17 protein-coding genes and 2 pseudogenes are annotated in these 20,670 nt (G+C 58.3%); 5 read left to right on the forward strand and 14 right to left on the reverse strand.

Annotated features, from left to right (window positions below; all coding sequences use genetic code 11):
• Positions 1-1,057 precede the first annotated feature (1,057 nt).
• The 3 genes from A6V37_RS43170 to A6V37_RS15505 all read left to right on the forward strand — a co-directional run bounded on the left by A6V37_RS43170 (position 1,058) and on the right by A6V37_RS15505 (position 2,407).
• Positions 1,058-1,180, forward strand: coding sequence for a 2-oxoglutarate dehydrogenase E1 subunit family protein (locus tag A6V37_RS43170; RefSeq protein WP_075643501.1), 123 nt, complete (start codon positions 1,058-1,060; stop codon positions 1,178-1,180).
• Positions 1,167-1,394 carry a hypothetical protein gene (locus A6V37_RS39160; protein WP_100249422.1) on the forward strand — a complete coding sequence of 76 codons (228 nt, stop codon included), beginning with the start codon at positions 1,167-1,169 and terminating at the stop codon, positions 1,392-1,394. The genes A6V37_RS43170 and A6V37_RS39160 overlap by 14 nt, the downstream gene beginning before the upstream one ends.
• Positions 1,395-1,468: 74 nt before the next feature.
• On the forward strand, positions 1,469-2,407 hold the full coding sequence (locus tag A6V37_RS15505; RefSeq protein WP_064269976.1) for a LysR family transcriptional regulator: 939 nt from the start codon (positions 1,469-1,471) through the stop codon (positions 2,405-2,407).
• Between the two features lie 96 nt (positions 2,408-2,503).
• On the opposite strand, the gene A6V37_RS15510 is transcribed toward A6V37_RS15505, so the two are convergent.
• From A6V37_RS15510 to A6V37_RS15580, 13 genes are all read right to left on the reverse strand, one after another.
• Positions 2,504-3,334, reverse strand: coding sequence for an intradiol ring-cleavage dioxygenase (locus A6V37_RS15510; protein WP_064269977.1), 831 nt, complete (start codon positions 3,332-3,334; stop codon positions 2,504-2,506).
• A gap of 112 nt (positions 3,335-3,446) precedes the next feature.
• Positions 3,447-4,517: a maleylacetate reductase gene (locus A6V37_RS15515; RefSeq protein WP_064269978.1), complete on the reverse strand. Its 1,071-nt coding sequence runs from the start codon at positions 4,515-4,517 to the stop codon at positions 3,447-3,449.
• Between the two features lie 16 nt (positions 4,518-4,533).
• Positions 4,534-5,421, reverse strand: a complete 888-nt coding sequence (locus A6V37_RS15520; protein ID WP_064269979.1) for an FAD synthetase family protein — start codon at positions 5,419-5,421, stop codon at positions 4,534-4,536.
• 32 nt (positions 5,422-5,453) lie between these two features.
• Complete coding sequence (locus A6V37_RS15525; RefSeq protein ID WP_064269980.1) at positions 5,454-6,044, reverse strand: malonic semialdehyde reductase; 591 nt, start codon at positions 6,042-6,044, stop codon at positions 5,454-5,456.
• Between the two features lie 97 nt (positions 6,045-6,141).
• Positions 6,142-7,695 carry a 4-hydroxyphenylacetate 3-hydroxylase N-terminal domain-containing protein gene (locus A6V37_RS15530; RefSeq protein ID WP_064269981.1) on the reverse strand — a complete coding sequence of 518 codons (1,554 nt, stop codon included), beginning with the start codon at positions 7,693-7,695 and terminating at the stop codon, positions 6,142-6,144.
• Between the two features lie 37 nt (positions 7,696-7,732).
• Positions 7,733-8,314: a flavin reductase gene (locus A6V37_RS15535; RefSeq protein ID WP_064269982.1), complete on the reverse strand. Its 582-nt coding sequence runs from the start codon at positions 8,312-8,314 to the stop codon at positions 7,733-7,735.
• 53 nt (positions 8,315-8,367) lie between these two features.
• Positions 8,368-9,240, reverse strand: a complete 873-nt coding sequence (locus A6V37_RS15540) for an ABC transporter substrate-binding protein (protein ID WP_064269983.1) — start codon at positions 9,238-9,240, stop codon at positions 8,368-8,370.
• 84 nt (positions 9,241-9,324) lie between these two features.
• Positions 9,325-10,065, reverse strand: a complete 741-nt coding sequence (locus tag A6V37_RS15545; protein WP_064286122.1) for an SDR family oxidoreductase — start codon at positions 10,063-10,065, stop codon at positions 9,325-9,327.
• Positions 10,066-10,429: 364 nt separating this feature from the next.
• Entirely contained in the window at positions 10,430-11,257 is an 828-nt protein-coding gene (locus A6V37_RS15550) for a SphA family protein (RefSeq protein WP_242665870.1), read from the reverse strand.
• 430 nt (positions 11,258-11,687) lie between these two features.
• Complete coding sequence (locus A6V37_RS43175; protein ID WP_082902790.1) at positions 11,688-12,389, reverse strand: flavin reductase; 702 nt, start codon at positions 12,387-12,389, stop codon at positions 11,688-11,690.
• 784 nt (positions 12,390-13,173) lie between these two features.
• Complete coding sequence (locus A6V37_RS39175) at positions 13,174-14,589, reverse strand: ISKra4 family transposase (protein ID WP_075643495.1); 1,416 nt, start codon at positions 14,587-14,589, stop codon at positions 13,174-13,176.
• Entirely contained in the window at positions 14,519-14,902 is a 384-nt protein-coding gene (locus A6V37_RS15570; RefSeq protein WP_165614466.1) for a GNAT family N-acetyltransferase, read from the reverse strand. Before A6V37_RS15570 ends, A6V37_RS39175 begins: the two co-directional genes overlap by 71 nt.
• Positions 14,903-15,583: 681 nt before the next feature.
• Positions 15,584-17,680 (reverse strand): Na/Pi cotransporter family protein, encoded by a 2,097-nt coding sequence (locus A6V37_RS15580; protein ID WP_064286123.1) that lies wholly within the window; start codon positions 17,678-17,680, stop codon positions 15,584-15,586.
• Positions 17,681-18,595: 915 nt separating this feature from the next.
• On the opposite strand from A6V37_RS15580, the pseudogene A6V37_RS15585 reads away from it, so the two are divergent.
• Positions 18,596-19,663: pseudogene (locus A6V37_RS15585) on the forward strand (methyl-accepting chemotaxis protein); the annotation flags it as partial.
• Positions 19,664-19,687: 24 nt separating this feature from the next.
• Positions 19,688-20,101 (forward strand): annotated as a pseudogene (locus tag A6V37_RS43180) (LysR substrate-binding domain-containing protein); the annotation flags it as partial.
• Positions 20,102-20,148: 47 nt separating this feature from the next.
• On the opposite strand, the gene A6V37_RS15595 reads toward A6V37_RS43180, so the two are convergent.
• On the reverse strand, positions 20,149-20,646 hold the full coding sequence (locus A6V37_RS15595; protein ID WP_064269992.1) for an Lrp/AsnC family transcriptional regulator: 498 nt from the start codon (positions 20,644-20,646) through the stop codon (positions 20,149-20,151).
• Positions 20,647-20,670 lie beyond the last annotated feature (24 nt).

The raw sequence follows: 20,670 nt of genomic DNA on the forward strand, positions 1-20,670 counted from the left end.
GTCATGATGGGGCTCCTGCTGGAGAACGAGGCGGATTGCCTCAGTCACCAACATAAGCACCGGCGCCACTAACCTCTCAATCGCCGCCAGAGGCGGGACGGAGCCCCATACCGCGCGAGCGGTTTAGTCCGTTCGGCCATTGCCGACCTTCAGGCATCGTCGTTTGTGAGGCAGTTACAGGTTGCTTTCCCGACATTCGCATCTCGGCTGCGGCGAATGTCAGGTATTTCGGACCCTCGGACTCGGTCAGCAGGTATTGGCTCGCTACCGTTCAATGTCGAGTCATCGCCCGCACCTCCATGCAGCGCTTCGCGATTTGACCTTCGCGCCTAACTGCGATCGCCGACTCCCAATAGATACGTCCGACCTTGAGCCCGAAACCCTTCTACGTGAACTGCTGGAACTCGTTCGCCCCGCGCATGCTGCGCAAGTGATTGCACACTATGTGACAAGCATCCGGACGGTTCAGTGCTGGTCAACTGTTGCGCGATTAAGGCCAGCGCGGCGCGTTTTCGCCGCGATCCTGTTCAATCCCAATCGCCGCGTAGGGCAAGATTGACAGCCGTTTTCGGCGAGCCGACCTCGTTTTTTAGGACTCTGGGGCAGCGCGCCTGCCCAATTTGGAATCGTATCGGCTGCCTGGCAAGCTCAGTCAGCCGTCAGAGCCTTTTACGTGGCAAAACTGTTCGACCTTGCAGATACACGAGATTCTGGAGATTTTGACGTGATGGCCGAAAATGAGCAGGAAATGTCCCCAAACCATCACAACTAGAGCGTCAGCGAAAACCCATAAAGCGTAAACTCTTCCAATCGCCAGTCAGAAGATTGCTGGTCCTGCCGGGCACAGGACCGTGGTGACTTGAGTCACGGGGTCTTGCACAAATTGACGCGGACTGGACGGCACTGAACCTAACCTTCTTTCGAATTCGGATCTTTGTCTTTGTCTTCGTGTACCTGTGGACGCGTTGGGTTGACCAAGGCGGTAACGGGTGCTGCCTTGGGAAAATTCGTGGCAGATACAGGCATGAGCCCGACTGAGGACAGAGCCATCACGATGATGCGGAGTCGGAGTACCTCCTTCCTGTTTGAAGGCAATGCTCCTTACGTTGGGGAACGATACGAGGCATACCTTACCGACCCGAAGAGGGTGTCGGAAGAGTGGCGCGGTGCAGGGAGTTGAAGCGCAGATCTCGCGCATTAAGCGATGCATTGCCGCAAAACCACTGACGCAAAAACTCGAATCACAGAACCGTGAAGGCGTTGTCATCGCCAACATCATCAACCTGTGGAATTCATTCGGCAGACCCGTTTCCGTTAAAAAGTCGCGTCTGCAGACGGGAGCTCCTCACCTTCCGAACAAAGCCGATTTCACGGGAAGTGCTACAAGTTGGTGAATACTCCGAGTGGCACCGATTTTCGGATCGGCTACAGTTGACTCACCAAATCCGTATCATAGGGCCGCTGCCGCATGGACACTATTCCACAGAGAAATGAAGGCGATATCGAACTCGATCTCCACCACTTGCAAGTATTAGACGTACTGCTGACCGAACACAGTCTGACCAAAGCCGCGCGCGTGCTAAATCTCTCTCAGCCCGCCTTGAGCAAGACGCTGGCTCGACTACGACTCTATTTTGGCGACCCGCTTTTTGTGCGCGTAGCGCTGCGCATGGAGCCCACACCGAAGGCGCTCGAACTCGCAGAATCCGTGAGGGCGATATTAAAAAGAATTCGCGCGCTGCGTTCGGAGCACGCGTCATTCGTTCCAAAGACGTCAACGCGTAAATTCAGCTTCTTTCTTGTTGATGCGGGTGTGGTAAAAATCTTCCCAGCGCTGTTGAACTACCTGGCCGCTGAAGCGCCGGGCGTATGCGTACAGTCGATTCCGTGCGACGCGCAACACCTCGATCTGTGGCTTGAATCGGGCCTCGTCGACCTGGCAATTGGCTCCTTCCCCTCGCTGACAATGGGTATTCGGCGTCTACCGCTGTGGACCGAGACCTACGTAAGCGTTACGCGCAAAGACCATCCGCGCATCGGCACGCATCCGAGCAAAGCACAGTTTGTCGCGGAGAAGCACGCGCTCGTGTCCGCACTAGGTACCGGGCACGAACATTTGTCAATTGAGCGGCTCATCGAGTCCGAAGTGCCTCGTAGGAACATAGTGTGCCGCGTCCCCGTCTTTACTTCGGCCGCGCTGATCGCTAAACACTCCGACGTGATCGCCACGATGCCAAAGACTCTTGCCGTTGCGATGAGTCACGACCTCGACCTGCAAGTGGTTGAGCCGCCAATCGCATTGCCCAAACTCCAAATCGCTCAGTACTGGCACGATCGATGTCACCTCGAACCCGGCAACCAATGGCTTCGAAATGTGTTTCGCACGCTGTTTTCGACGCCCGGGTAAAGCGAGAGCACATTCAAGTCTGCATTGAATGGAAATCCAATGCAGACCTGACGCGTGCGCTACCCATCGATCAAGATGACGCGAATACGAGTTGCCTTAGCCCACGGGGTTTAGGACGAAATCGTAAGTCAACGTGTAGCCACCGTCAGGCTGCTTGATCCAGTCGGCTACCAACGTTTGTCGTACGCCAAAAACAGCATCGGAATCCAGATATCGGTCGCCGTTACGAAATACGTGCGTGACCAACGTCTCGTAATTTTTCGCCTTGATCATGAAATGAAGGTGGGCGGGGCGCCAAGGGTGGCGCTCGGTAGCACGCAGCAAATCGCCCACTGGGCCATCGACCGGAATCGGGTATGCGACAGCGACAACCGTGCGAAATTCAAAACTACCGTCGTCTTGGGACGTGAGTACGCCTCTAGCTTGATGGGTCTCGAGATCCGGATACTGAACGTCATAGTTCCCGGCAGCGTCGGCCTGCCAAACCTCCAACACTGCCCCTGCAATCGGTGCGCCGTTGCGATCCTTCACGGTGCCTCGTACGAGGCAAGGTTCGCCAACCGCGCCATTGGCGATGTCGGCACCGTTCTCATACACGGGCGCGCCTTCTACGTGGAACGGCCCAAAAACAGTCGATTCCGTGCAACCTTCCGGCTTTTCGTTGTTCATCGCAACGGTCAACATCGACAACCCGAGGACGTCACTCAACAAAATGAATTCCTGCCGCTTGTCGTCACATTTTTGCCCCGTCGCGGTTAGAAAGGAAATCCCCGCCAGCAACTCTTTCTCTGTTAGTTTGACATCCCGCGCGAAGTTATGCAGATGCGTGATGAGGCTGGTGAGTACGAATTTCAAGCGAGGATCCGGGGTGCCGGATAAGAGATTGACCACTGCTTGCGTGACAGTCTGTTCATTGAGGTTGCGCATGTTTGTCTCCAATTGTTTGGTGTGTTGGTGAACCACCGCCAACCCGTACGTTGATAGCGGCCATCGAGCGAGGCGAAGAGATTCATAACGCCGTCTGCCGCGGATCGTGCAATCAGATCTGCGGTCGCGCACCCTCGTATGCGTCTTGTAGCAACTGTCTTATTGCCACTCTCTCTAGTGGCCGAGGATTGGGGTATTGATTTTCCAGCGCAATCGCGCACGCCTTGTCGAGTTCTGACGCTTTCATTCCGATATCCTTCAGTGCCAACGGTGCGCCGTTCATCTTCGCCAGATCGAAAATGGCTTGCGGTGCGCTAGTGCCGTTTAGCGCACGCGCGATGCGCTTCATCGCACGCGAGGCGGCCGTCGCGTTGTAGGCGAGTGCATGCGGCAAAACGATAGTGTGGGTTTCTGCATGCGGCAGGTTGAAGCTACCGCCTAACGTATGGCAAAGTTTATGATGCAGAGACATACCCACGCTCCCTAGCACCGATCCACACAGCCAGGCGCCGTAGAGCGCATCCGCACGCGCCCGCCGAACGTGCGCATCTTCGGCGTCGAGCGTCAGTAGGGGCAGCGCTCGTCCGATGGCAGCGATGCCCTCGGCCGCCATCAGATCTGTGATCGGGTTGGCATCCATGGCGTAAAGACCTTCCGCCGCATGAGCAATCGCATTGATCCCGCTGCTAACGCTCAACGATACTGGCAGCGAGTATGTAAGTTCGGGATCGTAGATCACTGTCTTTGGCATGACACGGATATCGCGACCGGTCTTTTTTAGCCCCGCTTCGGTTATACCGTAGATCGGCGTCATTTCAGAACCAGCATAGGTAGTCGGAATAGCAAGGATCGGAAGGTCCGACTCCAGTGCTATCGCTTTTCCGAGTCCTATCGTCGAACCACCGCCGATTGCTATAGCGCAGTCGGCGTCAAGACGACGCGCTAGCTCGCGTGCTTCGCGCGCAACCTCGACCGGTACATGCATAGCCGCCCTGTCGAACACGCCGGCGACACGAGACCCGAGAATCCCTGCTATCCGTGCTGCATCTCGACGTTGATCAGGTGTCGCGAGTATGAGTGCATGACGCGCGCCAAGCAGGTCGACTTCCGCTTCGATCCGGCCCAGAGCACCGATTCCAAATACAACTCGCTGCGGATGGCTCGTAAAAATAAATTCGTTCATGATGCTTCTCGCTGGCTCACGTCAAGGCCATCGTGCTGAATGCGAAGCGGCTTGTCGCCGATCTCGCCCGATCATGGAATCGGACGGTCATCGCGTCACCGAGGGCAATTTGCGTGTCCTTCTCAACAAGCAAACGCACCGTGCGCGCGCCAATCTGTGAATGTTGCTCTCGAACCTGCAAGATAGCGTCGATCCAGGGCGCCGCAACATGCTGCTTTTTTACCGTTCCGGCATAATCCCCCATCGGCGGTGAACACAAATCGCCGGGTACCAGGAGGTCGATCACGCGGCAAGCAGAATCACTCGGGCCGAACACCGTCCCCGACAGCTCGTGCGGGCGATCTAGCATTGCATTTGCACCACCAATATCGCCTTGCTGGACTAGCCGCCGTGTTTCGCTTGACGAACAATACGCACCGTTCTCAATGTACGTATTCAGCCGCAGCGGCACGGGACGTACGTCAAACCCGAGGCAACCACCAAGATTGCCCAAATACGTGATATTCCCTTGTCGACCACTGCCACAGGCGAAATTCTCGCCGACGATCAGTGAACGCATGCCCAGCTTGTCAACCAAAGTCCCCCGCACAAAATCATCTGTCGATTCCCCGCTTCGCTGCCGATCAAATTTCAGAACGAGGCAGTAGTCGACATGTCCGGTGGACGCTAACAAATCCATACGACCTTCAAGGGTCGACAAGAGCGGTGGGCAGGATTCGGGACGCAACGTGGCAAGCGGGTGAGGATCAAATGTGACCAAAACAGTAGGAAGCTGCAAGACCCGTCCTTGATCTCGCAGCGTCCGCAGAACGCGCCTGTGCCCACGGTGAACGCCATCGAACATCCCGATCGACACGGCCGACCCGGACAAATGGAATTCACTTGGATTGTGGATGACTATCATGGAAGACTCCCGTAAGCCTCATCAATAGCGGATCAAATTACCTTGCAGACTTCGTCAAAAGAGAGCCGTGGGCTGCGAGGAAACAACCTGGAAGGGTCCCCGCGACCAATGCCGCAAATGAAGTTCGACTTGATCGATGTGCCAGCGAACACTGTGGCGTCAACCTTTGCATTGTCGAAACCGGACATCGGGCCGCAGTCCAGACCAACCGCCCGTGCCGCCGCGATCAGATATCCACCCTGCAAGGTCCCATTGCGAAATGCAGTTGTTTCAGCGAACCCGATCTTCGCTTCGCCTTCGAACCAGGCCTTGACAGTGGGGTTATGCGGAAAGAGCCTCGGCAGATCCTCGTAGAAACGCGTCTCGTAGCCGACAACCGCCAGCACTGGCGCCGTCATAGTCTTAACTACATTCCCCGGACTGAGAGCGTCCTTCAGTTCTTCCTTGCCGGCTTCACTGCGCACGAAAACGATCCGAGCCGGCGAACAATTCAGTGAAGTGGGACCCCACTTCATCAACTCGTACACTTGTTTCAACTGCTCGTCCGAGACCGGCTCATCAAGCCACCCGTTCTGGCTTCGACCCTTGCGAAACACACGGTCCAAAAAATTCTCATCAACCATAGTGCGTCACCCCCTGGAGAAAAACAGTACCGTGCAAAAGCACGGTACTTACATCGCACGTAGCGCACGTAACTCAGGAACTTAGGCTGACTGCGCGTCAGATGGACATAGTGCCGCTGAGTGCCAGCGATTCTTGATGCCGTGCCGAGTCAAGCGCTTTGGCGTAGTCGGCCGTCACTTTGTAATCGCTGTTCTCGTCGATCTCAGACTCGATTCCACAAACCCGGCGAGCGAGTCTTGCATACGGGCCCGAACCAGAAAATTCCGCGCGTTGCATGGTCAGCGTGCGAATCGCTTGCAGCGGCGTGCCGTTGAAGTTTTCGAAAACGAACAGGCGGCTACCCCAGTCCGTCAGGAACAGGTCACGGATCACCCGGCCGATCTGAACGCGGTCATGCGGTTTGCCGACGGGTCCGCTGTTCAAGCGTTCAAACCACGGATTGAGCGTCGCATCATTCCATTGATCTTCGCTGGCGAAGATAAGAGCACTACGCCCGGAAAGGTCGACCAGCTCGTAGATCATCTGCGAGAAGTTCTCGAGATAGAGCGCGCGGCCAAAGTCGTAGATCAGAATATTCGGCTTGTAGTGTCCGCCGGGCGTGTGAAAGCCCAATTCCTCCGCCGCGATAACGTGGGCTAGCATCGCCTGGTGAAAACCAATCAGTTTCGCGACCCGGGTCATGACAGCCGGAATCTTGTTGGTTCCAATATGCTCGGTGATCAGCACGGCCAGTCCGGCCATCAGCTCAGCGCGCACCATCTGGCGAACCAGCGCATGGTAATGCAGCCAGTCGAAGACTCGTTGCGGGTAAAGCTTGGCATGTTCAGGATTGCCGATATGGAAGACATGCGACCACGGAATGAAGACATTTTCGAAAAGCGTCATGCCGTCGAGTTCATCGCCTTGGGAGGCCAGCGGGTGTTCGATTGGATCATCCTTCACCACGCCTTCACGACAGACGATCGTCACCCCTTTGGCATTGACGGGAGTCGCTGCGAAAATAACCTGCTCGCCGGGAATGCCAGGACGGAAAAATACGCCGATATGGATCCAATCGGCAAAAGCGACGCCAGTGCCGATCGCCTTGATACCGTTGACAACGATTCCCTTCTCGTTCTTTTCGACTATACGGAGACCCGGCGAGCGTGCCTGTGCTTCCGGGTTGGACCGGTCCATTTGCGGGTCGACAAATTGCGGTGCGCAGTTAAAGTCGTTGTCCTTCGCAAAGTTGACAAAATTAACGATATTCTTCGCTTTGATGTGACCTTCCGCACCGATAGATTGGGTTTCCCATGGCGTCGGATCGTCCAGATAAGTCTGCAGTACGTAGTTGTTCACATCTGGACTACGGGGAAAGGATGCACCAGCCATTTCGCGCATCACGGTCTCGTGGTACTTGCGCTTACGCCGGAGTTGGTCCTTATTGTGATGACCGAACCATTGCATTGAACGGCGTTTGCCATTCTCGTCGATAAAGGTCACGACGTCTTGCAAATCGGGGCGATGATGCAAGTCATAGAAATCTGCGTGACGCTGAGCATAGTCACGCGTTTTCGGGTGCGTCGCGATGTTGTCGATCTTCTCGTTTCCCACCCAGACTTGACGCCCGTCATTCAGGGATTCGAGGTATTGACGACCGGTTCGGATCATGACTTTTTCCTTCGAGTATTTAATTGAAAACGACTGGTTAAAGTGTTGCGGGCCGGGTTGTTGCGTAAGCGCGCTGATAGTAAGCGAGGGGGTGGCGCTCTTCTGCTTTGGTGGTCGCGATAACGCGCGCGAAAATGAGGCTGTGCGTCCCAACCTCAATAGCATCTGCGACACGACAGTCGAGCGTCATCATTGCTTCCTTGCAGTAGGGTGCGCCGCTTGCCAGGATTCCCCACTGACTCCTCTCAAACCGTTCTGGCATTGACAGCCCACCAACGCCCGCGAAGAGCTGGGACAGTTCACTCTGATCTGCACTCAGCCAGTTCACAGTGAGTATCCCGTTCGCTTTGATCACGCCGTTAGCGAAGCTGTTGCGGTTGACGCAAACCAGCACAGTCGGAGGCGTGTCACACACTGAGCAGACTGCAGAGCAGGTAACGCCAGCTCTGCCACCCGGGCCGTCAGTGGCGAGGATAGTCACGGGAGTGATTGCTTTGGAAAGCGCCTCCCTCATCTCAGTCGCGCTCACTTCGGCAGATACTGTCTCTGGCAGATTTCTCGGCGGCGTGGCAATTGCGAAATCGGCAGCTAATTCTTGTCTTTTCTGCGTGTTGGGCATAACACGTCTCCAGATGGAAGATTACTTGCGCCCCAGTTCAGGCAGCGGCCGGCTTACAAGGTCGTCAGGAACATCTGGTCGGCGGTTCCCGCAGGGACGCCGAGTTCCGCGGCGACAGCAGCGACCCCCGCTTTGGCAACTTTGAGGTCCACGCGACCATCGGAAGTGAAATGCGGACGGATGTACCGCTCGTAGTGTTGCTCCGCTTCTGCGTTGGTCAGTCGGTTCAACATCGATGCGATGTGTTCGACGGCGAGGCTGGGCTGTTCGGCGATCGTTTTGAGCGACCGCTTGTAGGCCCGCACCATAGCTTGCAGGGCTGGATCGTCGAGCGAGATGCGCGAAGGGTCCACGGCGAGTCCCACAGTGGGGATCTGGAAGTGGTCGCCCACCCAGGACAGCACAGAAAATCCCTCTTCGCGGGCGACCTGTTCAGCCGATAACGTGCTGCCCACGTAAGCCGCATCAATCGAGCCGTCGCGAAGGCGACGCAGGTCCATCTGGTAGTCGCCCGGGATTCGATGCACGCATTCCACGTCGCGATCGGGATCCAGCCCGTGCTTGCGCAGCACGATCCGCGCAAAAACCCCGGGGGCGGTGCGGGCCCCGTGAACCGCCAGTCGGCGGCCCCGAAGATCCTCCATGGACTTCACGCCGTTAGCGCCGACGAACCAAAAAAGCGGTCGGTGCGTGTTGACGCTTAGGGCCGTCCATTCGATGCCGTCAGTCATTCGCGACAATAGGGCCCGGCCAAGACCGATGGTTGCGCCCGCGCGCACACGTTCAGTCTTCCATACGGCTCCGTCGCGGAGGGCGACGTGAACACCTTCTTCCTCGAAATATCCCTCTTGATCGGCTACATGCGCGATCAGCTCCTCGTGGATACCGGCCCCGACGTAAGTCAGGTCAATCGAGAGCTTTGGCAATTAACACCTCTGTCAAGTCAATCAAACGCATTGGCAAAATAAAGCCTCTCCGAGCCTCAGACATAATCCGGGTACTCGTCGAACTCACTCCATTCCAAAGCCGCCGCTTACGGGGATGTAGTGACCGGTCGTGAAACCCGACGCGTCACCTGCCAGATACGCCACTGTATTGGCCACTTCGTCAGGACGGGCAAGCCGTCCCATCGGTATGGACGCAGCGATCGCCTTCAGCCGTTCGGCGGAGATGAGCCCAGCCGAAGTAGCGCCCTCCACCGTGGTCGGCGCAACGAGGTTGGCGGTGATGCCGTGGGGCGCCAGTTCCAAAGCGACGTATCGCACGAACTGATCCAGGGCCGCCTTGGCGGTGCCCAGCGTAATCATCCCGTCACGCGGACGACGCGACAGCAGGGTACTCAGGTAGATCAGCCGCCCGTGACCACGAGAAATCATTCCTGGCACAACGGCCTTCGTTGCCAGGAAGGCGGCGCGCAGTTCAGAGTCCACCTTGCCGCCGAGTTGCTCCCAGCTCAAGTTGCCGAAGGAGGTGACGTCATAGGGCGTCAACGCGTTGTGCACGAGAACGTCGACTCCACCCCATTGCTGACTGATTTCGTCCACCATGGCGGCGACATCGTTTGGCTCAGTGACGTCGCCTTTGATCACCATAGCTTCTCCACTGGCCGCGACGATCGTCGCGGCCACGTCTTCGGCCTGGGGTGCACTGGAACGATGGTTGACGACTACCTTGTATCCCTGTTTGGCCAAAGCGATCGCAATGGCCGCACCAATGCCCCGGCTGGCTCCAGTGATCAGCGCGACTGCCATGAGGACACCTCCGCTTCAAGGTTCGCCAGACACTCTTTCTCGAAGGGCACACGTGGCCCCGTATAGATCAAATTAGTTGTACGCATTAGTTAAATAACTCCTCTCTCAGATCAGTCGGATGGGTCGGCAAATAACTCGAAACGCGGACGACGTGGGCACTCGTCGTATTCAATTCATGACAAGGTGCCTCGTGTGTCCTGTTTTATCTACAGTACACCGCTCAAACTTTTAACTCTACGGATGCCGCCTCATAGAGACTATTCCGTAGCGGAATGAAGCGAATCTCACCCGAAGGGCGGTCAATAAAATGCGTGATGATGCGATCACGAAGGCTGGGTACTGCTGGTCGACAACCAGACGACGCCTATTCGAATGGCATGTACATCTGCAGCCAGACGCGATTCCCCTCTGGCCGGTTGCGGACCATCGTTTCGCGCTGATACTTGAGCGCCACGGAGAATTTACGTGTTCCGTACGCGATGGACGGGCCCACAGCAAACACCTGTCCGCGGTTGCCGTTGCCATTTACCGACTGCCCGTGCTGCGTATCGTCTGTCACCTGTCGATAGAAATATCCGCTCGCCCCGATCTGCCACATCGGAGTAACGCGGAACCCGGCGTTATAGTCGACGATAAACTCGTTCCCCGAGTGATAGTCGGTTACGTGATTCACCGAATTCACGCTGTAAAGCGCACGCGCACTGAACTCCACATTCGGCACCGGCATCCACGTGACGGCGTAGTTCGGCTGCATCGAGTAGTAGTGCCGGCCGGGGTTCACTAGCCGGCTTGCGTCGTAACTGCCGGTCGGCAGAAAGAATTCGAGGCCTACCACCTGATGCAGGTTGCCCCAATGCCAGCCGAGGAAGAGCGGTCCAACGGTCAGGTCCGACAGTCCCGTCGCGCTGCCGCTCTTGTAGACCGTACCTTTTGGCGTGTGCGCGTCGAAGTGCAGATCGAGATTCACAAACGGAATGTTCGTCCGCGACTCGAGCGTTGCGCCGAGGAACGTTACATCCCGCCAGACATGAGACAACCTGAATGCAGCCGCCTGCGCATGCAGCGAGAACTCCGATACGCTGCCTGAGGGGTTCCCACTGTTGCCCACGAGCGTCGTCGCCTCGTATTCCTGCAAATAGACATAGATGTGATTGCCCGGTGGAGGCTGAACGCCCGAAAGCAGCGTGTTCACACCGATGGGATAGTTGCTCCCGTCGCCTTCCGTCGCATGCAGGGTCGTTATCCAGCAACATGATGCAATCGCAGCGCCCACCCGGAGCGGGATACCGACCGAGCGACAATAGCCACGAAACTCGAAAAAAGACATAGCGTCCCCTGCGCGCTCGTCTGGTATCGCACGGCGCTGTTGATAAATTTCGTTATGCTGGATGGAAAAACAAAGCGCGCTAGAGGAAGCGCATGAGTCTGCCCATCAACCCGGATTGCCTAAGCGAGCGTGCACGCTTCCTCTGACGAGAGGCGCGGATTGCGAGCAAAAGACCTTTCGGCATTTCCATAGCTAGGACCGCACAGGAAGTTCGACTTCAGCGGGGTTCCGCTAAAGATCGCCTCGTCAAGCGCCGCAATATTGAAGGTCGACATCGGTCCGCAATCCCGGCCGATTACGCGTGCAGCGGCAAGTGGATATCCGCCTTTAAGTGTGCCGTTCCGGAATGATGTGGAGCGTGCAAAGTCCTGCTTCTCTTCGCGTTCGAACCACGCGTTGACGCCGATGTTGTGTGGAAAATGCCTCCGCAGCCGCTCATCGGTAGCGATGCTCTCCCGCCAGCTACTCTGGCTGCGCGAGCGTTGAAATATGGCGTGCCGGTCGGAGAATACTGCCAGCAGTTGCTCGCGACGCGCTCGCTCATCGACACTTGACCGGTGCCCGAAAAATGCCTGGAGATGTTCACCCGCCCGGCAGGGAGGCGGTTGACTGACGGTACGGCACTTACCTCGATGACGCTGTTCACGGCGCTTACGCGGTTCACGGCGCTTACGCGGTTCACGCAGAAAAGGATCGGCGGCGGAGTATCGCAGACCGTACTGATGGCCGAGTATGTGACGCCCGCGCGCCCGCTCGGTCCGTCGGTCTCCGCGATGGTCGCAGCGATCGCGGCCCGTGACAGCGCCTCGCGGAACCGAGTCGGCGAGATGCCGGTCAACGGTAGACCGACAGAAAATAACGCGTATTCACGCTCTAGTTCACGGGGTCGGCTTTGCCGCTGTCGTTGCGCGTATGACACTCCACTTCTCCTGATGTCGAGTCGGCCTGCGGACTTCCCTGCAATGGAGCAGATTCGCGGTCTGTAGGGACACTGCATACTGCGAACTGATTCTCTTCAACTACACTAGGCCCGCCAAATTAATCCCTCTACGGACGCGGCGGCATAGACACTATTCCACAGCGTAATGAAGCCAGCCCGCACCTGCATTAGCTTCACGTGTTCGATATCCTCATGACCAGGCGCAGTATCACGAAAGCGGCACGCGTGCTGAATCTCACGCATCTCGCGCTCAGCAAGCCACTAACGTGGATGCGGATGGACTTTCGGCGATCATCTGTTCATCAGCGCCATCCGGCGATCCACAGAGACTCTCTCAACATGGAGCCACATCGCTGGACACCCAAGACTTCAGGTATGGTGACGAGAACATCGTGGCGACCATCGATGCGCCGATGCCGTTCTCCTCCGGAACTAAACCGTCCGCTGTCTGCGTCCGAAATGTCGCTCGCCCGTTGGCTGCTGGAGCACGGCGAACCGAAAGCGTGGGAGTTTCTCGAACAACTCGCGGCGGCGCAGGTCACGCCGTGGCGCTGTCCCTGCGGATGTGGAAGCATCAGCTTCCACATCAAGGGACGCGAACCTGCCTGTCATTCCCGAAAACTCGAAGTTCGCGATTCTGTTGCTCGTCTGGGCAAGCCACGTCACTCTGTCATTCCTGACCGTGTTGTCACCCGGAGGATTCCGAATCATGCCGTCCCTCGCCCGTGCGTTGATCGCGTTCCTGGCCACGTGGTTCTGCTCGCGGCTGTCACTGCAGGTCGAGATCGTCGCATTGCGACACCAGTTGCCGGGAGCGGACGAAAAGTGGGGGAGTGTTTGTTCAGCGTCGAACCGCTTCGGGTGATCTGAAGTGCGGATACCGGTTTCGAAAGCAGCTTTCCAATCTTCCATCAAGCAGCTCGACGCGAGTCTGTAGCAGATAGTGAGCTCCCTTCATGGACCAACGCATTTGTTGCCGCTTTGAGAGACGACGATTGATCAAGTGATTCATGACGGACTCTGCTGACGCCGACGACACCCGGCGTCCTTCCATTCTGGCGCGTTGATAGTCGACAAGATCCTTTCTGTTGTGCTCGAGGAATGTGAGCAGACGGACGGCTGCCCGATACGCTGTACCTGAGGCAAGTTGATAGAAGAAAGTCAGTTCTTCTGCGGCGATTGCCAAAGAGGCGGCCAACGTGCGGAGCATCTCGATTGCCGTCTCCCCCCGACCACGCCATAGCGCGTCGCGCACCCTGACAAGAAGGCGCTCTGATCGCCGCATAATTTCAGGTCGCCTGGAGAAATAGTTGTAAGCGCAAACGGCCGATCGTATGGCGCGCAACTTCATGCTGATGTGAAACCAGTCGAGAATCCTGGGTGAGACGCGGGGAGCTATCGATGTCACCAGTGAGCGCATTCCCCGAGCGCCATCCGAGATCACGTCAATTAGGGTTGATGGAACCCAACCACATTGATCGAGTGCGCCCGCCACGAGAACCCGGGCCAAGCTCGGGCGCTGCAAAGCCGACACAAACCTTCGCGCCATTTGTCCGTCGCGCTCAACCCTACCGGCGATGACTTCGAACTTGCGACTTTCCTGGAACTGGTTGGCGCTCAATACCGTTCCATCGATCGCGATTCGCAGGTGGCTGGCGCGGTTGCGTTTTCGTCCGCCAGCGAGCCATCCAATCCGGAACTGTTCGTTCTCGACGTACTCTCCGCACTGAACGGTATCTTTGCGGACTGTTGTGTGTGATAGCTTCGACAGTCCCGCCATGTCGGCGACGGAACGTGCAGCCTCACGATAGGAAACGGAGGCACCGTGTTTTGCGCAAAGGTATGATACCTCCGGGGTGCGTCGCGTCGGCAGAAGAGGCTCAATGGAACACTCTGAAAACCGCAGGCTGATAGAGTACCCGTTGTCATCGTACGGCTCAGGCGTGCACGAGCAGGATACGACTCGCGGCACTTTAACCTGTACTCTGCCAAGTGCCGTCGAAAACGTGCGGGAACGCCAATCCTTGATGCGCCGATAGCCGCCGCATTCCCGGCAGTTCCGACGAAGCTTATCGTAGGCGTTAATCTGATCTTGTGTCACAAGCTGTTGCAACGCTGCGAGGAGTTGACGACCTTCGGCGAGGGACAACCCGAAATCGGCAGGTGTAGCGCCATTTACGGGGCGCCTAAAAGAGCAAATCGAGACCGGCTCGTCCGTTCCGGGTCGTTGCAGAAGAATCTTCCATCGCAGTTCCATGGCGGTCTCCCCAGTACGTCAACCGTTGCAGTTTAGACCAGACGTGCCTCCCCCAGATTTTGTCCACTCCCCCAGATCGTTCAAAAAATCGTTGCGCAGTCGTTGTCAGCAGCCAGACTTCGTGTTGGCCACGCGCGCGTGCGATGTCTTCGAGCCGCGTGACCAGTTCTCGCGCGATACCTTTACCGCGCCACTTCGAGGAGACAGCCAGCGATCGCAGGAGCACGCTGGAGCCGAGCAGTTCGAGGCCTGCGCTGGCGACCAGCGAGCCGCGTGCATCTTCGGCGACCAGGAATCCTTCGATGAGCGTCATCGAAATGTCCTCTACGGGTAAGCCGTTCGCGCGTAAAAGAGTCTGTATTCCGCCAAGGTCGGCGTCGCGAGCTTTCCTTATCATCATGGCTGTCTGCTCATTCGAAGTTGACCTGATGCTTGCCGAGCTTTTGCGCGGAGGCGAAACGTATCGCAACGATGAACGCCAGGGCCGACACCCGCGACACCAGGAACACGGTTCATTCGGGTTATCGACGCGGCTGTGGAGTTACCGATGTCGGTGACTGATTTCCCGTCCGGCATATACCGTCAGAACTGCGCCGATCACGATCGTGGCCATCGCAAGCGATTCATCAAGGCGACTACCCGGATGCATAGACTTCGCATATATCCATAAACCGATCCCGACGGCCATCAGGAACAGGCCCAGAATCACCCCCCAAACCGGCCCTGCCGAATCGGACCGCAATCTGTGAGACATTTTCATTGTCGTTCCCCGTGACACACAGGTGTTCGCTTCCCGCGCTTCATGACCCCCACGACCCGGCGCTCCTCTTTCAGCGTAGGCGGCGTCAGTTCTGGCTTCAAGTGGCAAGGGACTTGCGGATAGAGGAATGATTCGAAACCGCAGCGGTAGACAACTATGCCGTTTCGCGACTGACGGGTCGATGTCCGGATTCAGGCTAGCCGATGCGACTGCAGCGCCGGCGGTCGCACCCGTTCAATGCCTCACGAATGCAAAAACGATAAGCAGCACGATGACGAGTGCGGCCAGCCATTTCACCAGAATGACCAGCCTTCCCACTTTCTCATCAAGCGCGCGAACAGCGCCGGTTTCCTGAATGCCACCACGGCCGGGCAACGTATCATCGTCACGCGAACCCACTCCCTCAGGAGCGCCAAGCCGGATCCCGGCCAGCTCGAAAGCCATGTGGGTCACATAGCCTGTCGCAACTTCGGGCAAACCGGTTGCGTTGACACTGTCTGGTCTGAGAAACACGCACGCGTCGTCATGCGCATTTGCGACTTCCGGCGTGAGGGCATAAAGATTCTTCAGGGACAGCGCGAGTCTGACGTCCGTGAGCCGCGCGGCGTCAATACCCTCGATGAGGCCCTGCATGCTGCCTGCCGGTACGTGGAACGATGCCCACCACTGGCCGGGCTCCCGCATCTCATGATCAGCAGCGTTATAGCCAAGTCTGGCCGTGCCGAGGGGGACGTCTGAAAACGTGATGCCCAGGGCATCCTGCCATTCGCGAAGGCCTCGATGATCGCGCTCATCAAGTTCCTGCGGGGCAAACGTGACGCTGATGGCCTGCCGCCTGGTCGAAGGTTCGCCAATCAAACACAGATAGCCGTCGTCCAGATGCGCGGTACCCTGAATGTACGTTGCCAGCGTCGATGCTGTCTTTCCTGCTGTGGGTTCCGCCTGCCGCACGATCCGGAGGTCCTGGAGTGTCAGCCAGATCGATCGGGCTGCCTCGTACCGCAGGAGCACACCGTCGTCAGTTGTGCTTTCAAGCATATGCTGCCCGCATTCACGAATCCTGACGCTGTTGCCCGGTGTATCCCCGTCGCGAATTGAAGGTCCTGGTTGAGCATCGGCTCGCCGTTCGTCCTCTTGATACCGGACCGCGTCGCGTGACGGCAGCCGTTCCCGCCCGTTGAAACCGACGACATCCAGAACGTCGTTGCGCTGACGGACGACTCTGCGGGAAACCGGGTCGTTTTCCCGCAGACGCTGACGGACCTCGAGCAACAGTTCGCCTGGGGCGGCCTTGAGGCGCGATGCTGGACGCGTTGCACCTTGGGGCGCATCCTGCGGAACGGGCATTCCGGTCTGCTCGCCATAGAACGGGCCGGGCGGGTCAGTGACCTTGATGAGCGCCGGCATCAACTGGTTGAGGAAGTTTCCGTACGGCGTCAGTAGTGGCAGGAACAGCCCGGCCAGGACCACATTGAACAGCGTATGGAAGTCGGCTACCACCCGCGTGTTGTCGGGTTCCATCGTCACCATAAACCGCCCGATCGGCCCGAGTGCAACCAGCACCAGCGTGACGCCCGTCGCCAGGATGAGAAGATTGCCAACCGGAGGTCGCCTTGTTGCAGGATCGTCAGGCCCGGTCCATTCGAGCACCGGTTTGATTGCGGTGCCCAGGTTTGCCCCCAGCACCAGCGCGAATGCGGTATCGGGCGGCACAACGTTTCTGGCGCAGAGCGACGCGACCAGCAGCACGGCAGCGACGTTTGAATTCGCCGCCCAGCTCAGGCTTGCCGCCAGCAGCACATCCACCAGCGGCACGGTGGATGCAGCACCCAGCAGCATGCGCAGGCTGGGCGCGTCTTCGTACTCGGTCATCAGGTCGAGCAGTTCGTGCAGCGCGATCAGCATCAGGCCCAGTCCGATGAACGCACGGCCCAGATCATGAGCCCGAGCGTTCGATGACCTGCGGAACATCAGTACGCCGACGAGTATCAGTGCCGGTGAGACCGCCGCCACGTCGAACGACAGCACCTGCACGATCAGCGTCGCACCGACGTTGGCTCCGAGCATCATGGCAAGCGCAGGAACGAGGTCGACGCGTCCGGTTGGGGCCAGGCTCGCCATTATCGAGCCGGTTGCCGTACCGCTTTGCGTGACAGCCGTCGCGCCCACGCCGACAAGGAAGGCATGTCCCCGGTTGCGTAGTGAACGCGCGAGGAGCGGCTGAAGATTTGCACCGAATGCCCGCTGCATACCTGTCTGGACCATCTGCGTGCCCAGCAGCAGAAGCGCGATCGAACCCGCCAGATCGATCAGCGTGAATGTCGTCGGCATGGCTGCGCCCCCGTTGTGCCGTCGTATTTCCGGTTTGCTCGACACACTTGCACCCTTGCGCCGCACACCGGTCCATGAGCGCCGCAGGTAGTCGGATGAATATACGCCATTGTCCGGAAAATTGGCGCAGGCATTCGTGCGTCAGCGCACGGCGAGTCAGCTAACAAGGGAGGTGCGGATCACTCGTGTGAAGCAGATCGATGAGGCGCAGGCAGAATGCTAGTCGCCGTCCCCGCGTCCCAGGTCGTCGATCAGACGACGCCCAGGGGAAAAGCCGCTCATCAGGGCGTCTGCTTCGCTCCGGAACGGGCCGCGGGGGCGTGAAACATGAAACGGGCTCGCCCGCCTTACTGATCGTCACGACCGCCACATACCTGGGTGCCTCACGCGATTTGCCGGCATCGGCCACCGTGAGATTCGTTTCGACACTGACCTCGAATTCGAATCCGAGATAATCGTACATACGTTTCATGTGACACCTCGCGGGATCACGCGCTCTAGCGGGAGGTGCCGAAGGCAGTCGCAGGCATCAGCTGGCCGCCATTCATACACCAGGATACGCCTGCGGGGGCAGTTCGATTCAGCGTCCCACCGTGCGGGCACGATCCGTCAACGATCACACCGGTTCGAGGTTGCCAGGTGCCCTTTGCACGCATGTGACGGGAAAGTGCGACATGTCCTCGACGCGCACCGGATCTTTATTTCGCCGCGATTGCCACGCTTTCGCCCGCGGGCGCCCCTGTCTGACCAGATGGCGTAACTACCTGAATCCGTCCATGCGGAAACAGCAGTTCGACGATGCCACGTGTAGGAACGCTGGCCGACAGTGTGGCGATCTTCGACGGCACAAACCACTGGCATCGCGCAATCTCGTTGCCGGGCTGTGCGACTGCGTCGGTGGTTCAGCAAGACGTTGACCACTTCGCGAATCAGCGCATTGTGCTCATGGTCATCTCTCTGGTCGCCGTATTTGTAGCCATAGTGGCTGGCGTGCTGATCGTACGCAGCTTGACACGCGCGCTGGGGGCCGAGCCCGGCGCCTTGAGCGAAGTCACGCAACGTGTCGCCGAGGGTGATCTCAGCCCCGTCAGAGGCGCGAAAGAAGCTCCTGCCGGAAGCGTGCTGGCATCAATGGGTGTGATGCAGGGAAGTCTGGTCCGGCTGATCGGAGAGGTTCGCACGGCCGCAGACAGTATTGCAACCGGCTCAAGCCAGATCGCATCGGGCAATGTGGACCTGTCATCCCGAACCGAACAGCAGGCGTCATCGTTGCAGGAGACGGCCGCCAGCATGGAGGAACTGACCGCAACCGTTAGACAGAACGCGGAGAACGCGCAGCAGGCGAGCGGCCTGTCGGCAAATGCCTCGGAAGTCGCCCGGAAGGGCAAGGAGGTGGTGAACAAGGTAGCCGATAAGATGGGCCCCATCAGCCAGAGTTCGACGAAAATCGCCGAGATCACTGGCATCATCGAAGGCATTGCCTTCCAGACCAACATCCTCGCGCTGAACGCAGCGGTCGAAGCCGCGCGCGCGGGTGAGCAGGGGCGCGGGTTCGCTGTGGTCGCGACCGAAGTGCGCAACCTCGCGCAGCGCTCGTCCAGCGCGGCGAAGGAAATCAAGGATCTGATCAATACTTCTGTGCAGCGGATCCACGATGGCTCGGCCCTTGCCGGTGACGCTGGAAAAACGATGGCGGAGGTCACGCAGGCCATCGCACGCGTGACCGACATCATGGGTGAAATTGCTGCCGCGTCCGGGGAGCAAAGTCGCGGCATTGAGCAAGTCAATCAGGCGATCACGCAGATGGACGAAGTCACCCAGCAAAACGCGGCACTGGTGGAGGAAGCGGCGGCCGCTTCGAAATCGCTTGAAGGTCAGGGGCGGCAACTGAATCAGGCGATTTCGTTCTTCCGTCTGGATCCCCGTGCACTCGACCCTTCCGCAAAAGCGACGGTATCTGTGGATGTTCGTGAATTCAGCTAGCCATACTCACGGCAATTGCTCTCCGCGCCCCGTCAGCTTGCCGACCTGTCCTCGCATGCGTGCATGGTGATCAAGGAGCGCGACCATCCATTCGGGCTCTGGCGGTTGACCGTGCGAGGCGAAGCCGTGTCGATCAAGGTGACCGGGCCGCTGTCGACCAATCATGGAGAAGTTGCCGTGCAATGGACGCTTGCCGGACGCGGCATCGTGCTGCGTTCCATGTGGGACGTACGGCCGCCGCTGGAGAGCGGCCGGTTGCAGCAGGTGCTGCCCGAGGTCACACCACCGGCGAATCTGTGGGCGGTCAATCCGGCACGGCTCGCGCAACCGGCGAGGGTGCGGGCGTGCGTCGACTATCTGAGCGAGGAATTCGTGCAATGGAATCCGTCGGCCGACGACGCGGCCGGCGTGGACATGGCCGGGCTTGCCGAGCGGTAAAGAGAACCTGAGCGGCAAGATCCGGGAGATCACAGACAAAGCAACGCCTAGTGATGATTCTGCGAGAACAGCGCTTCGAGGGGGTAGTGCCTCTTCACGAACGGCGACTTAATGATCACGTAGCTGAAGTACTTGTCAATACCGATATCGCGCTCAAGCAGACCTTCGACGACGCTCTGGTAGTGGCTCACGCTGCGCGTGACGAACTTCAGCAGGTAGTCGTAGCCGCCGCTCGCCAGATGACACTCGACGATCTCGTCGACGTCCTTGATCGCATTCACGAACTTGATGAAGTCTTCCCGCCGGTGATCGGCGAGCGTGACTTCAGTGAAGACGATTTGCACGTCGCCGAGCTTTTCGAGCTGGATCTGCGCACCGTAGCCGATGATGTAGCCGGCTTTCTCCAGACGCTTGACCCGGATCAGGCACGGACTGGGCGACAGGCCGACCGCGTCGGCCAGCTCGACATTGGTTATGCGGCCTTTCTTCTGCAACTGGGAGAGTATGCGTAGATCAATCCGGTCCAGCTTGCAGTCGCTGCTCATCGTAACGTCGTCGCTTTGGCGAGT

Origin of the sequence: Paraburkholderia ginsengiterrae, from assembly GCF_001645125.1 — a bacterium.
In the GTDB taxonomy this organism is placed as follows: Bacteria; Pseudomonadota; Gammaproteobacteria; order Burkholderiales; family Burkholderiaceae; genus Paraburkholderia; species Paraburkholderia ginsengiterrae.

Bases quoted from the DNA above. Each gene is read 5' to 3' on its own strand.
- A6V37_RS43170 (WP_075643501.1), top strand. From the start codon at position 1,058: ATGCGGAGTCGGAGTACCTCCTTCCTGTTTGAAGGCAATGCTCCTTAC.
- A6V37_RS15505 (WP_064269976.1), top strand. From the start codon at position 1,469: ATGGACACTATTCCACAGAGAAATGAAGGCGATATCGAACTCGATCTC.
- A6V37_RS15510 (WP_064269977.1), bottom strand. From the start codon at position 3,334: ATGCGCAACCTCAATGAACAGACTGTCACGCAAGCAGTGGTCAATCTC.
- A6V37_RS15515 (WP_064269978.1), bottom strand. From the start codon at position 4,517: ATGAACGAATTTATTTTTACGAGCCATCCGCAGCGAGTTGTATTTGGA.
- A6V37_RS15520 (WP_064269979.1), bottom strand. From the start codon at position 5,421: ATGATAGTCATCCACAATCCAAGTGAATTCCATTTGTCCGGGTCGGCC.
- A6V37_RS15525 (WP_064269980.1), bottom strand. From the start codon at position 6,044: ATGGTTGATGAGAATTTTTTGGACCGTGTGTTTCGCAAGGGTCGAAGC.
- A6V37_RS15530 (WP_064269981.1), bottom strand. From the start codon at position 7,695: ATGATCCGAACCGGTCGTCAATACCTCGAATCCCTGAATGACGGGCGT.
- A6V37_RS15535 (WP_064269982.1), bottom strand. From the start codon at position 8,314: ATGCCCAACACGCAGAAAAGACAAGAATTAGCTGCCGATTTCGCAATT.
- A6V37_RS15545 (WP_064286122.1), bottom strand. From the start codon at position 10,065: ATGGCAGTCGCGCTGATCACTGGAGCCAGCCGGGGCATTGGTGCGGCC.
- A6V37_RS43175 (WP_082902790.1), bottom strand. From the start codon at position 12,389: ATGCAGTGTCCCTACAGACCGCGAATCTGCTCCATTGCAGGGAAGTCC.
- A6V37_RS39175 (WP_075643495.1), bottom strand. From the start codon at position 14,589: ATGGAACTGCGATGGAAGATTCTTCTGCAACGACCCGGAACGGACGAG.
- A6V37_RS15570 (WP_165614466.1), bottom strand. From the start codon at position 14,902: ATGACGCTCATCGAAGGATTCCTGGTCGCCGAAGATGCACGCGGCTCG.
- A6V37_RS15580 (WP_064286123.1), bottom strand. From the start codon at position 17,680: ATGCCGACGACATTCACGCTGATCGATCTGGCGGGTTCGATCGCGCTT.
- A6V37_RS15595 (WP_064269992.1), bottom strand. From the start codon at position 20,646: ATGAGCAGCGACTGCAAGCTGGACCGGATTGATCTACGCATACTCTCC.